This window comes from Nitratiruptor sp. SB155-2, from assembly GCF_000010325.1.
GTDB lineage: Bacteria > Campylobacterota > Campylobacteria > Campylobacterales > Nitratiruptoraceae > Nitratiruptor.
The window spans coordinates 476,035-490,205 of sequence record NC_009662.1 but is presented as its reverse complement, the minus strand read 5'-3'; the positions used below and the strand labels follow the sequence as shown (position 1 = coordinate 490,205).

Genomic DNA, 14,171 nt, shown 5'->3' with positions numbered 1-14,171 from the left:
GAATTTTTATTAACACTCCATTAACCTCATATCCTTATAATTTTCGAAAATCGTAACGAAGGAGTAAATATGTTGATCGATGAAATCGTTTTTAACGACAAAGAAATGGGGTTTATTCCAAGTATCGGTGTATCGTTTCAAATTAATGAAACCGGAAAAAAAATTATTGAAAAATTCAAAGAGGGAAAAAGTAAAAAAGCTATAGCGCAAGAACTTTCTCAAGAATATGATGTTCCTTGGCAGGAAGTTTATATCGATGTGGAAGACTTTTTGCAAAAAACAAAAATTTATGGATTAATCCAATGAAGATAGCCATCAGTGGTCTGAATAATTCCGACAATCCAGCACCAGGAATTGGAGTTGCCAAGAGTCTTTTACAATATCCTCTCATAGGACTAAGCTATGATCCTACAGAACCGGGTATCTACCAAGATATCTTTGAACATGTCTACTTGATGCCCTATCCTTCGCTAGGTTTTGAAGCACTGAAAGAGAGACTTGAATATATCAAAGAAAAAAGTGAGATCGATATACTCCTTCCCACTCTCGATGCGGAACTTCCACAAATCATCAAATACCAAAATGTTTTACAAAACTTGGGTATTTCTACATGCGTTCCGACCACTGAACAGTTTGAATTGAGAGAAAAGAAAAACCTTCAAAAATTGTGTCAACAAATCGATATCAAACATCCTTTCACGATCGAAATCGCCTCTTTGGATGATCTGATCAATGCAACAAAAACTATCGGCTTTCCTCTTTTTATTAAAGGAAATTACTATAAAGCCTACAGAGCCAATAGTTTGGATGAGGCGATCGAATACTTTTATAAAATATCACATGAATGGGGTTTTCCTCTGCTTGTACAAAGCATTGTCAATGGTGAAGAGATCAATTACGTAGGCGTTGCCAAACATGGTCAACTCCTAGGGGGCGTAGGCATTAAAAAATTGACTACGACGGATCTTGGAAAAGTATGGAGTGCAGTAAGCATCAACAATAAAACACTTCTTGAGAGTGTACAAAAATTTGTTCAAGAGACAAATTGGCATGGTCCATTTGAGTTCGAGGCTATTTATAGTACAAACGAGATCTATCTGATAGAGATCAATCCCCGTTTCCCAGCATGGACCTATTTCGCAACCCAGCTTGGCATCAATTTGCCTCAGATGGTTATCGATATTATTTCCAACCATCCAATAGAGCCAAAACTCACCTATCCCGAACAAAAAATGTATATGCGGTATGTAGAAGAGAAAGTGTGCGACTTTTCTCTTTTTAGCAAACTCATACAAAACAGCGAACTGTAAGGAGTAAACAATGTATCAAAAACCGAGCATAATCAAAATCGACTATACAAATACACAAAAATCGGGCGCTTTTGGAAATCCACTAAAAACACAAAAAGTACGTAGCGAAATCGATGGTGTTTTGGTAGAAGAGTTAATTAAACAATATGGCTCTCCTCTTTTTGTTTTTTCTCAAAATAGCATAGAAGAGAAATATCAAGAATTCAAACAAGCCTTTACATCCAGATACCCTGAAGTGGAGTTTTGGTGGAGCTATAAAACAAATTATCTCGATGCTATTTGCCAGATTTATCATGATCTTGGATCAAAAGCGGAAGTTGTCAGTGCTTTTGAATATGATAAAGCAAGAAGATTGGGTATGCCGGGTAAAGATATCATATTCAACGGTCCATATAAGCCGAAAGAGGCGCTGAAAAAGGCGGTACAGGAAGGAGCCAAAATTCATATCGATCACTGGTATGAGATAAACGACCTTGAATCAATCGCTGATGAACTAGGCATTGAGATACCCGTTGCAATACGGTGCAATATGAATACAGGTATCTATCCACAATGGAGCCGATTTGGTTTCAATATAGACAACGGGGAAGCATATGATGCGATAGAGCGCATCTATGAAGGGAAAAAACTCTACATTACAGGGCTACACGCTCATATCGGTACATTTATGCTTTCTGCGCATGCATATGCAGAAGAAACAAAAAAATTGATACAGTTAAAAAATAGAATTTCTGCCGATTTTGGATACGAAGTGGAATATATAGACATTGGCGGAGGATTCGCAAGCAAAAATAGACTTAAAGGTATCTATCAACCACCTGAAGTTGTCGTTCCATCACCTGATGAATATGCAGAAGCTGTAACTGGAGCGATTTTTGAATATAACGAAGGCAATCTTCCGAAACTCTTTTTAGAAACAGGAAGAGCCTTGATAGATGAAGCTGGCTATCTTTTAACATCCGTTTTCGCTTCTAAGCGGCTACTTGATGGGAAAAAATCGTATATTGTCGATGCCGGTGTCAATCTCTTGTACACTGCGTTTTGGTACAATTTCGACATCGCTTTGGATAAACGCTATGAAGGTTTAAATGAACCATCACAAATCAATGGACCTTTATGTATGAATATCGATACAATTGCTGAAAATATCATGCTTCCTCCATTGCCTCGTGGTTCTATTCTCTCTATTTGGCCCGTAGGTGCATACAATGTCACCCAATCAATGCAATTTATTCAATATCGTCCACGAGTTGTCTTGATCGATAAAGAGGGCTCAACACATCTCATCAGGGAAGCAGATGATTTAGAATATGTTCGAGAAAAAGAGATTCCTCTCAAGTAAAAGTATGAAACAGATTATTCGTCTTTTCCCAAAATCCTATATATCGATTCTATTCTTACGGGAAGTAAAAGCAGGAGTCATTCTCTTGCTTCTCTCTTTTTTACTTCCAAGTGTCGGTTTTTTAGGCTTGGTCGCTATCATTGCCACTATCTTGTTTGCGGAACTAACTGGATTGAGAGAACACTATCTCAAATATGGTTTTTATCTCTACAACTCTTTACTCGTCGGTATGGGAATAGGATTTTATTATGAGATATCTATACTATCAATATTTCTTACTTCATTACTAGCAATTTTGACATTTTTGCTATCCTTCGGCCTTAATCGTATATTCATCCATTACGCTTTACCGATTCTATCCTTACCTTTTGCCCTTGTAAGTCTTCTTTTCTATTTGGCTTCACTCAAATATACGACTCTGCTATCCAATCTGTTACATCGCTCACCACTCATCGATGTTCAACTCCCTTTTGCTCCTTTTTTTCAATCACTAGGCACAATTTTCTTTTTGCCATACTCCATCGCTGGTGCTATTATCGCCTTAATCATACTTTACTATTCACGAATTTTGTTTTTTTTGGCTGTCAGTGGATATCTTTTTGGTATAGCAGTCCATTCTCTTTTTGTTCCCATCCCAAGCGCTATACACTCTCTATACAATTTCAACTATATCCTTATAGCAATGGCCGTTGGAGGCGTCTTTTTGATTCCCCATATAAGAAGTTATCTTATTGCTTTTACGGCTGTCGCTGCATCGGTGGTTATGATTGACGCTATGGAAGTCTTTTTCAATCTCTATTCTTTACCAGTATATACACTTCCTTTTAATATTATCACCCTACTAATCATTCTTCTTACCTTTGGTGGAGGATATATCTATTTTAATCATGACATAAAAGGTACACCAGAGCGCTCATTGGAGCATTTTCTTTCTACACTGTACCGATTTGGAGGCAAGTCAAGAAAAATCTATCTTCCTTTTTCTGGAACATGGAGCGTGTACCAAGCTTTTAATGACGAATGGACCCATAAAGGGAAATGGAAATATGCATACGATTTTGTCATCAAAAAAAATGGAAAGACTTATCGAAATGATGGACATTTTCTAGAAGATTACTATGCTTATGGAGCATCCGTTCTTTCACCAGTGAACGGATATGTGGTCGATATACAAAATGAATTACCAGATAACCCTATTGGCTCTGTAGACAGGCTGAACAATTGGGGAAATTATGTCATCATTAGAAGTCTTGAAGGTTTTTATGTAGAAATTTCCCATCTCATGCAACACTCGATTCAGGTACAAATAGGTGAATATGTCGAAGCTGGTGATGTGATAGCAAAATGTGGTAATAGCGGCTACTCTCCTGAACCTCATATTCATATACAAGTCCAAGAATACCCGACATTGGGAAGTGCTACACTCCCTTTTGTATTTCATGAATATATCGTCAATGGCAAACTCTTTTTTTATAGTCTTCCAAATAGAGGTGAAGAGATTCTAGCAATGCCAACTGATGTAAGTATGAAACAGCGTTTAACATTCATTCTAGATGAACAATTCCACTATACAGTGGAAAAAGATGGAGAAAAAATCGATTCGTTCACTATTACTGTCAAAATGAATGATAAAGGGGAATTTTATTTTGAAGATGAACAATTGAACCGACTCTACTTCTATCAGACGCAAAGACTTTTTTATTTTTATAATTATGAAGGGAAAAAAAGTTATCTCCAGCTTTTTTTTCTGCTTGCTCCCAAAATTCCTTTCATAAGAGATAACATATGCTATAACGATACATTGCCACTCTATTTACGATATTCACCTATGAAAAAAATGTTTGCAGAGTTTGTCATACCGTTCTCTTACAAACTTTTTTTCAATAGAGTCGAATACTGTCTCAAGCAACTCCACATTCACTCCACATTTGGTATGGTACAATTCTCGTACTATGAAAAGGGATTTGCACTTCTGCAAAGCAGATCTATAACTATCAAAAAGGAACCAATTGAAGTATAAAAAATGTATACTCTTATTTTTGCCGTTGTTACTTTTTGCCCAAAGTTTTGATCAAATTAAAATTAAAAATATCTATTACCAATCGTACAATTATGAGAAAACGGGTAATTATAAAGACGCCATTCGTGTTCTTATTCCCTTATATAAAAAGTTTCCTCAAGGTTATACCATTAATCTTAGGCTTGGATGGCTCTTTTATCTCAATAAAGAGTACGCCAATGCTATAAAACATTATCAACAAGCTTCTTTGATACTTCCTTCTGCATTAGAACCAAAACTTGGATTGATGCGTACCTATCTTTCTATGGGAAAATATAAAAAGTGCATGGAAATAGGTGAAGGAGTTGTACGTATAGATTATTACAACTATTATGCGAACTATTATGAAGCAGTAGCATTAAGATATATAAAAGATTTCAAAACGGCACTATCAATTACACAAAAAATGTTACGACTCTATCCAACAGATACAAAATTTTTAACAGAATTAGCTCTTATAGATGTCTCTTTAGGAAAAAAGAGTGAAGCAAAAAAAATATTTGAAGATATTTTGATTTTAGATCCAAACAATATTACGGCAAAAGAGTATGTAAATGATTAACGTTGCGGTACTTGGTTTGCATCAATCCATTCAAAAAGAGTTTTATTATTATCATGATGAAGATCTTTTTTTAGAAGCCTGGACAAAAAAAAGATTTGATATCGTCATTTTCCATCTGAGCTATTTGCAAACAATTGTCGATTTACACAAAGTGTATGAATTCTACCGTATTGCAGTATATGAACATTTAGACTACTTTATATATAAAAAAGTTTTGCAATATACAGATTTCGTGTATGATTTTTATGAACTATGGAAGATACCCTTACGAGTACAAAAAATCAATATGCAAATTACGAAATTAAAAAGCAATATCTTTCAATACAATGATCTCCTATTTAATGTAGAAACCGAACAACTTTATAAAGATAAAAAACCAATCAAACTATCTCCCGGTGAAAAGGACCTTCTTAAACTCCTTATTAAAAATAGAGATAGAGTACTCTCCAAAGTAGAAATTGTGGAAGAATCTGAGACAATTTCTAGTCTGGAGAGCATTAAAGTGCTTGTGTCACGACTTCGCTCTCTTGGTTTTCAGATTCAAAACCATAAAAATCAGGGTTATCAACTAAAGGAGACATCATGAAAAAGAGTATTGTAGCTCTATCGGCTATATGTAGTTTTGCACTCGCGCAAGGAAGTTCTCTTGTCCCGTACTTTTCATATATCGACTACGATAAAGCGACAAGGGACAATGCTAGTATTGTGGGTTTATATGCCAGTCACGGCGATACCCAATACAAAATTGAAACGGATATTGAGTATTTCACTTTGGATTATAACGACAATACACCTACATATAGACAATGGGACTGGACGATAGTAGGCAACTACTATTATGGATCAAATGTCGTGCTTCGTGCAGGTATTCATAATATTTTCATTGATCAAACCAACAATAACAACGACTATGACAAGGTACTCTTTGCCGGGGCAACATACTATGTACTCAATCAATATAGCATGGGAATTGATTACTATTTCAGTGACTATGATAACTTTGAAGTTCACCAATTTACACCAAAAGCTACCTATACGTTGAACTCTTTATCACAGGAGTATGGTGTCATCACATTGGAAGGAAAAGTAAATTTCATTAAGATTTCCAACTCTGGATATACTACGAAAGATAATTATACAAATGCCGATTTTGATTTCTACGATACAAAAGGACCATGGACGACACATATCGGTTTCAATATAGGTAAAAATAGTTATAAAGTAGCCAAAGATGGCTATGTCGTTTATAACCTTGGGGCTGAATACAAATACGGTATGGGGATCGATTTAACGTATGCTATTTCTCATACAGACTTTTTAAAAATTGGTTATAACAGAAGTAAATTTGATGAAGGAAGCGATAAAGGGGCCTATTCGAATCTCTTTTTACTCTCATATAGCAAATCGTTTTAAGAGGCTCAAAGAGCCTCTTCGTCTGTTTCGCCTGTTCGTATACGAACAACTTTTTCGATATCACTGACAAAAATTTTACCATCTCCTATTTTGCCAGTTCGTGCAGAATTCATGATCGCATCTATACAAGAATCTACGTTCTCGTCACTGACTACCAGTTCTATTTTAATCTTTGGTAGAAAATCTACTGCATACTCTGCACCTCTATAAAGCTCGCTATGGCCTTGTTGACGGCCATAGCCTTTCACTTCTGTTACTGTCATTCCTATTATTCCAATCTCTGTCAATGCCTCTTTCACATCTTCAAGTTTAAACGGCTTGATCACTGCTTCAATTTTTTTCATTTCCTACCCCTTATAGATTAAATCCGCGTTCACCATGAACAGCTTCATCAAGACCCATCGCCTGGGTATCTTCATCAACTTTTCCGCCACCTGTAATCAATGATGAAACAAAATAAACAATAGCTGTCATCACTGCGGTGAATACCATTGTTACGACAACTGATTCAATCTGGACCCACATCTGCCCCATTCTGTCACCATGATCCTTCAAAGGACTTCCTTCCCATGCCAAATTTTGCAATGCAAACAGCCCTGTTGCCAAAGCACCCCAAAGTCCAGCTGTGAAGTGCACACCAAATGCATCCAAACTATCATCGATTTTGAATTTTCTTTTGATGAGCATAATGCCAAAATAACCTGCTATACTTCCACCAGCTCCAATAATCAGCGCTCCAAGCACATCCACAAATCCCGCTGCTGGAGTAATAGCTACAAGTCCAGCCACTGCTCCAGTCGCCGCACCAAGAAGTGTTGGCTTTTTATAGACTATCCATTCAATAAGCACCCATGTCAAAGCCGCTACCGCTGCTGCAAAATTTGTCATGAGAAGCGCGCTTCCTGCTACGCCATCAGCTGCAAATTCACTTCCAGCATTAAATCCGAACCATCCAAACCATAGAAGTGCCGCACCTAGGGCGGTTAGGATGATTGAAGATGGTTTCATAGGTTCTTTTGGAAATCCTTTTCTCTTCCCTAGCATCAATGCTAGCACCAATCCTGCCAAACCACCATTCATGTGAACTACTGTCCCACCTGCGAAATCAAGCGCACCTTCATTGTATAAAAATCCACCACCCCATACCATATGGGTGATCGGAACATATACAAACGTTACCCAAAGAACTGTAAAAATAGTCCATGTGGAAAATTTCATCCTCTCAATTGCAGAACCACTGGCAATCGCTACTGTAATAGCTGCAAAAGTCCCTTGAAAAGCAATGAACACAAACTCGGGATAAGTACCACTCAAACTTTCAGCCGTAACTCCTTTTAAAAAGATCTTACCAAGATCACCTATAACTGCTCCATCGCCGTTAAACGCTAACGAGTAGCCCCAAAGAACCCAAATAATCGAGCCTATTACATAGGCAATGAAAACCATCATATAGGTATTGAGCACATTTTTTGCACGCGTCATACCACCATAGAAGAGTGCAAGTCCTGCTGGAGTCATAAGCATTACAAATGCAGTCGCAACAATCATCCATGCGGTGTCTCCGCTATTGAGTTTATCTTCTGCCAGTAAAAATGATGGCAAAAGAAAGAGTAAAGATTTGAATCTCTTCATCGAAGCTCCTTAAAAATTGTAATCGAAAAAATTATAGCTTTTATTGATCGGTTTTGGACCGAAGAAATTGTATAATTTTTATACAATCGCTCTTTTTAAAGAGGGCCAACCGTTAATACGGAGAATTGGTTATAATACTTTTCATGGAAAAGAATATATACCAAATGGTTTTATACAACGCTATCAATCCTTTTTTCATTTTCGATAGTGACGGGAACCTTGTTGATTACAACAATGAGGGAGAATATTTGCTCACTTTTCTAGACAAAGAAGAGATCTTTCAAATTGCTATCGAAAACGCAACCCATTTTCCCGGGTTTAAAAATACTTTTATAGATCTCTCCCTTCCCCAAATGAATTTTTGTGCTATTAGTGTCGGATATATCGATGACGAAAATATTTGTATACAGTTTCAAAAGCACGTCTGTAAAAAATCTTTTACAATTACAGATAAACTGCAGTCAGCAAATATATTCACTCTTATAGATATAGCGCTCAATGCAAATATGATAGATGAGGCCAAGCTGGTTCGCGAATATGATATATCTATACCAGAATTCAAACTCGATATCGATCATTTTTTGAAAATACTCAATAAAATTTTAAAGCATTGCAAAAATAGTCAGAAAGTTATCATTAAGGTCATGTACGCTACCGGTAGACATATAAAGATTGAAAATAAAAAATATGCCGTCGTTGCTATAGATATCGTTGCAGAAGATACAAACTTTACAAAAATAGATTTACAATCGGAAGAGCTTCTGATCGACCCTATAAAAAATGGTTTTCATGTAGAACTACCTCTCATTCTTTAAGCGGTTTTCATATTTTTTTAGTTTCTTGGTCAGTGTAGCTCTGTTGAGGCCAAGAGCTTTTGAAATAGCCAAGGCACTTTTATATTTCCTTTTTGCAGCTTTCAGTAAAGGGATTTCGAATATATACAACATATCTTTGTAGTCCATCGGTAGTTTCTTTTCTAAAAATCGTTCGATAAATAGAAGCATCTCCTCTTCACTCAAGGTTTGCAGTATAGCTTCTTTAAACATTCTTTGTTTTAATTCAATTGCATTATAATGTCTTGGTATGTTTTTTGGTTCGAAACTTTCGAGTCCAAGTTCTTTTTGAACCTGCTTGGCATAAAGTGAAAAAAGCTCGTCAAATTCTTCCGGCCTTTCACTCAGTGGTGGCAGATGTAAAATAACAGGGAAGAACTCTTCATACTCACTTTTTGAAACTTCGCTCAAAGCTATTATGGTATGCTCTTCAAACTCTTCCATAATCCGCTGGATATCTATTGCATTATGCAAATCTGCAATTCCAAATTTTTGGGGCAGATCTTTCCAATTTTTCACATCCTCCACACTGTAAAATGCAAGATCTGGAAAGACCTCTTTCACTAAGGTCATTTTGCCACTCCCCTCCTCACCAACCACTAAGATATTGACCGGTAATCTAGAAGAGATACGCAGAGTATTGAGCAGCTTTTTACTGACCGGAGATCTTGCTATAAATCTTTGCATATTTTTATCCTTTATAATTTAAACTCCTCTTCGATGTTTCTTGCTAGCACCATACCTTTTACCGTCAAACCAGCAGCATTGACCAGATCCTCCTCTTTGAGCTCTTTTAAAAGTTTTTTTCCCTCTTTTCGAGTAAAAAGATGAGAATTTTCCAACATAGCAATCACATCCAAAAGAGCTTCTTGCGGCTCTTTTTTATAGATAGCCAATAACAGTACTTTTTTATTTATCTCCATACATGAGCCTTCGTATATAAAAATTTTATTTACATTTATTTTAACTATTGTGTCAGTCTAAAAAAGATATAATATCCAAAAAATTTTTTTAGAGGAAACGATGGCAGATCTATTTGAAAAGAATCAAGATATCCAAGAGATCGATATAGAAGAGTCTGTTAAAAGTAGCTATCTTGACTATTCGATGAGCGTCATCATCGGTCGGGCCTTACCTGATGCAAGAGATGGACTCAAACCTGTACATAGACGAATCCTCTATGCAATGAATGAGCTTGGACTCACCAGCCGGGCTGCTTATAAAAAGAGTGCACGGATCGTAGGGGATGTGATCGGTAAATATCACCCGCATGGAGACAGTGCCGTCTATGAAGCACTTGTAAGAATGGCACAAGATTTTAGCATGCGCATCCCTCTTGTGGATGGACAAGGAAACTTCGGTTCTATCGACGGCGACAATGCTGCGGCGATGCGATATACCGAAGCAAGAATGACTCCGATCGCCGAAGAGCTCCTCAGAGATATCGATAAAGACACCGTCGATTTTATTCCAAACTATGATGATACACTGAGTGAACCAGACGTACTTCCAAGCCGAGTACCCAACCTCTTGCTGAACGGCTCGAGTGGTATTGCCGTTGGTATGGCAACCAATATCCCCCCACATAGACTCGATGAACTCATCGATGCTCTCGTTTTGCTCATTGAAAATCCCAAAGCCGAGTTGCATGAAGTCATGGAACACATCCAGGGACCGGACTTCCCGACAGGCGGAATCATCTTTGGAAAACAAGGGATCCTCAATGCCTACAAGACAGGACGAGGACGGATAAAGGTACGGGCTAAAACACATATTGAAAAGGTGAAAAACAGAGAGGTCATCGTAATCGACGAGATCCCATATCAAGTCAATAAAGCACGACTGATCGAACAGATCGCCCAAATGGTTCGAGAAAAGCAGCTTGAAGGAATTAGTGAAATACGTGACGAGAGTGATAGAGAAGGTATCCGGGTTGTTATTGAACTCAAAAAAGACGTGATGAGCGATATCATTCTCAATAATCTCTACAAATCGACGCAAATGGAAGTGACTTTCGGAATCATTTTGCTTGCCATCGTCAATAAAGAGCCAAAAGTCTTTACACTTTTAGAGCTTCTCCATCTTTTCCTCAACCACAGACGAACCATTGTTATTCGACGAACTATCTATGAACTTGAGAAAGCAAAAGCAAGAGCCCATATCTTAGAGGGGCTTTTGAAAGCTCTTGACAATATAGACGAAGTCATAGCTACGATCAAGGCAAGCGAAGATACGCCAACAGCACGTGTCAATTTAATGGAAAAATTTGAACTCACTGAAATCCAGGCCAATGCCATTTTGGATATGAAGCTTCAACGCCTCACGGGTCTTGAGCGAGAAAAGTTGGAAAACGAGTATAAAGAGCTCATGGAAGAGATAGAAAGGCTCAGTGCCATTTTGAAAAGTGAAGAGAAGCTCAATGAAATCATCAAAACCGAACTTCTTGAAATCAAAGAAAAATTTACCACTCCGCGCCTCACGGAAATCGTAGAAAGCTATGAAGAGATTGACATCGAAGATCTCATCCCGAATGAACCGATGGTGGTAACAATCACGCATAGAGGCTACATAAAACGGGTTCCTCTGAAGCAGTATGAGAAGCAAAAAAGGGGCGGTAAAGGGAAAACTGCCGTTACAACCTATGAAGATGACTTCATCGAAGACTTTTTTATCTCCAATACACACGATACCCTAATGTTCGTTACGGATAGAGGACAGCTCTATTGGCTCAAAGTTTATAAAATCCCTGAAGCTGGACGAACAGCCAAAGGGAAAGCGGTTGTCAATCTCCTACAACTCCAACCGGATGAAAAGATCAAAGCAATTATCCCTACGACAGATTTTAGCGAGGATAAATCATTGGCTTTTTTCACCAAAAACGGCATTGTCAAACGAACGAATCTGGCTGAGTTCAGTAATATTCGTAGTAAAGGGGTACGGGCTATAACCTTAGATGAGAGTGATGAACTGGTCGAGGCAAAAATCGTTAAACCAGAAACGAAATGGCTTTTTATCATTACCAAAAAAGGGATGTGTATACGTTTTCCAGTACATGACGTACGCGAAATGGGAAGAAGCGCCAGAGGCGTAACTGGAATTCGTTTCAAATATGAAGGCGATTATGTGGTAGGAGCTGAAACGATTGCGCAAGAAGAGCAAGAACTCTTAACAGTGAGCGAAAAAGGTATCGGCAAACGCACCCAGGCGAGCGAATACCGTGAGCAATCTCGGGGCGGCAAGGGCGTTATCGCCATGAAACTAACCCATAAAACAGGTGATGTCGTGGGTGTCGTCACGGTTGAAAACAACAAAGATTTGATGGTACTCACATCAAGTGGGAAAATGATACGAGTAGATATGGAAAGTATCCGAAAAGCTGGTCGAAACACAAGCGGCGTCATGATTGTTCGATTAGAAAGCGGTGACAAAGTAGTCAGTATCGCCAAATGTCCAAAAGAAGAGGAGGAAGTTGATGAGGAAAGTTAACGTTGCAGTAGTCGGTGCCACAGGAGCTGTCGGAGAAGAGATGCTTCGCGTCATGGAAGAGGTCGATTTTCCTGTAGCAAAACTGGTACCTCTGGCAAGTGCTAGAAGTGCTGGAAGCGAAGTGGAGTACAAAGGCGAACCAATAGTCGTTAAAGAGTTGACAGAAACTGTATTTGAAGAGGAAGAGATAGAGATAGCTCTTTTTAGTGCAGGAGGAAGTGTTTCTGCACACTATGCCCCCTTTGCAGCAGAGGCTGGTGCGGTTGTAATCGACAACACAAGCCATTTTCGAATGGATCCGGAAGTCCCACTGGTCGTTCCAGAAGTCAATCCTGAGGACATCGCCGCTTGGAAGAACAAAGGGATAATAGCCAATCCAAACTGCTCAACTATCCAAATGATACAGGCTCTCAAACCGCTTGATGACATATTTGGAATAAAACGGGTTGATGTAGCAACATATCAAGCCACCAGTGGTGCTGGGAAAAGCGCTATGGAAGAGCTTGTAATGCAGATGAAGGATTTTTTTGCTTTTAAACTGGATGAAAGTGAGCACAAAAAATTCCCACACCAAATCGCACTTAACGTTATTCCGCAAATCGATAAATTTTTAGACAACGGATATACCAAAGAAGAGATGAAAATGGTCAATGAGACCAAGAAAATCATGCATAAAAATATCGAAGTAAGCGCTACATGTGTACGTGTACCGGTTCTTAGAGGCCACAGCGAAGCCGTTACCGTATGGTTCGAAAAAGATATCGACGCAGATGCGGCCAGAGAAGCACTCTACAATGGGAAAAACATCGTTGTCGTAGACAATCCACAAAACAGTGAGTATCCTATGCCTATTATGGTTGTTGATAAAAATGAAACATATGTTGGGCGAATCAGAAAAGATGTTTACAGAGACAATGTGCTACATATGTGGGTTGTAGCGGACAATCTAAGAGTTGGTGCAGCAACAAACGCTGTAAGAATCGCACTGAAATGGTTGGAGATGGAAGAAGCATGAAATGGCTTGAGCACATCTTCGAAACTAGTCTATGGCAAAGTAGACTTTTCATCATATTAGCCGTCGTTTTTGGTATGATTGGAGCAATAGTTCTATTTATAGTCGCAAGTATCGACATATATAATGTAGCAGCTTATACCATCAACGTTCTCCTCTCTCATGTACATCCTCACAATTTTCATGAAAAGATTGTTGGGGATATTATAGGGGCTGTAGATCTTTATTTGATCGCTGTGGTAATGCTGCTTTTTAGTTTTGGACTCTATGAGCTTTTCATTTCCAAAATTGATGCAGCAGAACACAGCGAAAGCTCCCAGATTTTGCAGATCCACAGCCTTGATCAACTAAAAGACAAACTCGCCAAAGTGATCGTGATGGTCCTCATTGTCAGCTTTTTTAAACGAGTACTACACACAGAGTTTCATGGTGCTTTGGAGATGCTCTATTTTGCCGGTTCCATCTTCGCACTAGCCATTGCCCTATATTTTTTACATAAAGGCTCAGAACAACACTAAGGAA

The 14,171-nt window shown here is 38.3% G+C and carries 15 protein-coding genes; 11 read left to right on the top strand and 4 right to left on the bottom strand.

The window, feature by feature from the left end; translation table 11 throughout:
* The first annotated feature begins 69 nt into the window (after positions 1 to 69).
* Genes NIS_RS02755 through NIS_RS02725 form a run of 7 tightly spaced genes read left to right on the top strand, consistent with a single transcriptional unit; the run spans position 70 to position 6,686 of the window.
* Positions 70 to 306 (top strand): PqqD family protein, encoded by a 237-nt coding sequence (locus NIS_RS02755; RefSeq protein ID WP_041353990.1) that lies wholly within the window; start codon positions 70 to 72, stop codon positions 304 to 306.
* Entirely contained in the window at positions 303 to 1,310 is a 1,008-nt protein-coding gene (locus NIS_RS02750; RefSeq protein ID WP_012081876.1) for an ATP-grasp domain-containing protein, read from the top strand. Before NIS_RS02755 ends, NIS_RS02750 begins: the two co-directional genes overlap by 4 nt.
* A 10-nt stretch (positions 1,311 to 1,320) precedes the next feature.
* A complete protein-coding gene (locus NIS_RS02745) occupies positions 1,321 to 2,652 on the top strand; it encodes a diaminopimelate decarboxylase (protein WP_012081875.1) in 1,332 nt (443 codons plus the stop codon).
* Between the two features lie 4 nt (positions 2,653 to 2,656).
* Positions 2,657 to 4,672 (top strand): urea transporter, encoded by a 2,016-nt coding sequence (locus NIS_RS02740; RefSeq protein WP_041353989.1) that lies wholly within the window; start codon positions 2,657 to 2,659, stop codon positions 4,670 to 4,672.
* Positions 4,662 to 5,273 carry a tetratricopeptide repeat protein gene (locus tag NIS_RS02735; protein ID WP_012081873.1) on the top strand — a complete coding sequence of 204 codons (612 nt, stop codon included), beginning with the start codon at positions 4,662 to 4,664 and terminating at the stop codon, positions 5,271 to 5,273. Before NIS_RS02740 ends, NIS_RS02735 begins: the two co-directional genes overlap by 11 nt.
* The gene (locus tag NIS_RS02730) at positions 5,266 to 5,859 is read left to right on the top strand and encodes a winged helix-turn-helix domain-containing protein (RefSeq protein WP_012081872.1); all 594 of its coding nucleotides are present in this window, start codon (positions 5,266 to 5,268) and stop codon (positions 5,857 to 5,859) included. The genes NIS_RS02735 and NIS_RS02730 overlap by 8 nt, the downstream gene beginning before the upstream one ends.
* Positions 5,856 to 6,686: a hypothetical protein gene (locus tag NIS_RS02725; RefSeq protein ID WP_012081871.1), complete on the top strand. Its 831-nt coding sequence runs from the start codon at positions 5,856 to 5,858 to the stop codon at positions 6,684 to 6,686. Before NIS_RS02730 ends, NIS_RS02725 begins: the two co-directional genes overlap by 4 nt.
* 5 nt (positions 6,687 to 6,691) lie before the next feature.
* Here NIS_RS02725 and NIS_RS02720 read toward each other — a convergent pair whose 3' ends face one another.
* Together NIS_RS02720 and NIS_RS02715 are read right to left on the bottom strand one after the other, a co-directional pair.
* On the bottom strand, positions 6,692 to 7,030 hold the full coding sequence (locus tag NIS_RS02720) for a P-II family nitrogen regulator (RefSeq protein WP_012081870.1): 339 nt from the start codon (positions 7,028 to 7,030) through the stop codon (positions 6,692 to 6,694).
* A 10-nt stretch (positions 7,031 to 7,040) separates the two neighbouring features.
* Positions 7,041 to 8,318: an ammonium transporter gene (locus NIS_RS02715; protein WP_012081869.1), complete on the bottom strand. Its 1,278-nt coding sequence runs from the start codon at positions 8,316 to 8,318 to the stop codon at positions 7,041 to 7,043.
* Positions 8,319 to 8,461: 143 nt separating this feature from the next.
* Here NIS_RS02715 and NIS_RS02710 point away from each other — a divergent pair, with 143 nt between their 5' ends.
* Positions 8,462 to 9,133 carry a hypothetical protein gene (locus NIS_RS02710; RefSeq protein WP_012081868.1) on the top strand — a complete coding sequence of 224 codons (672 nt, stop codon included), beginning with the start codon at positions 8,462 to 8,464 and terminating at the stop codon, positions 9,131 to 9,133.
* Here the strand turns inward: NIS_RS02710 and NIS_RS02705 are convergent.
* Both NIS_RS02705 and NIS_RS02700 read right to left on the bottom strand, forming a co-directional pair.
* Positions 9,116 to 9,838: a Fis family transcriptional regulator gene (locus tag NIS_RS02705; protein WP_012081867.1), complete on the bottom strand. Its 723-nt coding sequence runs from the start codon at positions 9,836 to 9,838 to the stop codon at positions 9,116 to 9,118. The genes NIS_RS02710 and NIS_RS02705 overlap by 18 nt on opposite strands.
* Before the next feature lie 11 nt (positions 9,839 to 9,849).
* Complete coding sequence (locus tag NIS_RS02700; RefSeq protein ID WP_041353988.1) at positions 9,850 to 10,074, bottom strand: hypothetical protein; 225 nt, start codon at positions 10,072 to 10,074, stop codon at positions 9,850 to 9,852.
* A gap of 100 nt (positions 10,075 to 10,174) precedes the next feature.
* Here NIS_RS02700 and gyrA point away from each other — a divergent pair, with 100 nt between their 5' ends.
* From gyrA to NIS_RS02685, 3 genes are read left to right on the top strand one after another with little or no spacing between them, the layout of a single operon-like run.
* On the top strand, positions 10,175 to 12,637 hold the full coding sequence (gene gyrA / locus NIS_RS02695; RefSeq protein ID WP_012081866.1) for a DNA gyrase subunit A: 2,463 nt from the start codon (positions 10,175 to 10,177) through the stop codon (positions 12,635 to 12,637).
* Positions 12,624 to 13,652, top strand: coding sequence for an aspartate-semialdehyde dehydrogenase (locus NIS_RS02690; protein ID WP_012081865.1), 1,029 nt, complete (start codon positions 12,624 to 12,626; stop codon positions 13,650 to 13,652). The genes gyrA and NIS_RS02690 overlap by 14 nt, the downstream gene beginning before the upstream one ends.
* Positions 13,649 to 14,167, top strand: a complete 519-nt coding sequence (locus tag NIS_RS02685; RefSeq protein WP_012081864.1) for a YqhA family protein — start codon at positions 13,649 to 13,651, stop codon at positions 14,165 to 14,167. The genes NIS_RS02690 and NIS_RS02685 overlap by 4 nt, the downstream gene beginning before the upstream one ends.
* Positions 14,168 to 14,171 lie beyond the last annotated feature (4 nt).

Coding starts and splice junctions, on each gene's coding strand:
- NIS_RS02740 (WP_041353989.1), top strand. CDS start 2,657: ATGAAACAGATTATTCGTCTTTTCCCAAAATCCTATATATCGATTCTA.
- NIS_RS02715 (WP_012081869.1), bottom strand. CDS start 8,318: ATGAAGAGATTCAAATCTTTACTCTTTCTTTTGCCATCATTTTTACTG.
- NIS_RS02725 (WP_012081871.1), top strand. CDS start 5,856: ATGAAAAAGAGTATTGTAGCTCTATCGGCTATATGTAGTTTTGCACTC.
- NIS_RS02685 (WP_012081864.1), top strand. CDS start 13,649: ATGAAATGGCTTGAGCACATCTTCGAAACTAGTCTATGGCAAAGTAGA.
- NIS_RS02700 (WP_041353988.1), bottom strand. CDS start 10,074: ATGGAGATAAATAAAAAAGTACTGTTATTGGCTATCTATAAAAAAGAG.
- NIS_RS02755 (WP_041353990.1), top strand. CDS start 70: ATGTTGATCGATGAAATCGTTTTTAACGACAAAGAAATGGGGTTTATT.
- gyrA (WP_012081866.1), top strand. CDS start 10,175: ATGGCAGATCTATTTGAAAAGAATCAAGATATCCAAGAGATCGATATA.
- NIS_RS02720 (WP_012081870.1), bottom strand. CDS start 7,030: ATGAAAAAAATTGAAGCAGTGATCAAGCCGTTTAAACTTGAAGATGTG.
- NIS_RS02690 (WP_012081865.1), top strand. CDS start 12,624: ATGAGGAAAGTTAACGTTGCAGTAGTCGGTGCCACAGGAGCTGTCGGA.
- NIS_RS02745 (WP_012081875.1), top strand. CDS start 1,321: ATGTATCAAAAACCGAGCATAATCAAAATCGACTATACAAATACACAA.
- NIS_RS02710 (WP_012081868.1), top strand. CDS start 8,462: ATGGAAAAGAATATATACCAAATGGTTTTATACAACGCTATCAATCCT.
- NIS_RS02750 (WP_012081876.1), top strand. CDS start 303: ATGAAGATAGCCATCAGTGGTCTGAATAATTCCGACAATCCAGCACCA.
- NIS_RS02705 (WP_012081867.1), bottom strand. CDS start 9,838: ATGCAAAGATTTATAGCAAGATCTCCGGTCAGTAAAAAGCTGCTCAAT.
- NIS_RS02730 (WP_012081872.1), top strand. CDS start 5,266: ATGATTAACGTTGCGGTACTTGGTTTGCATCAATCCATTCAAAAAGAG.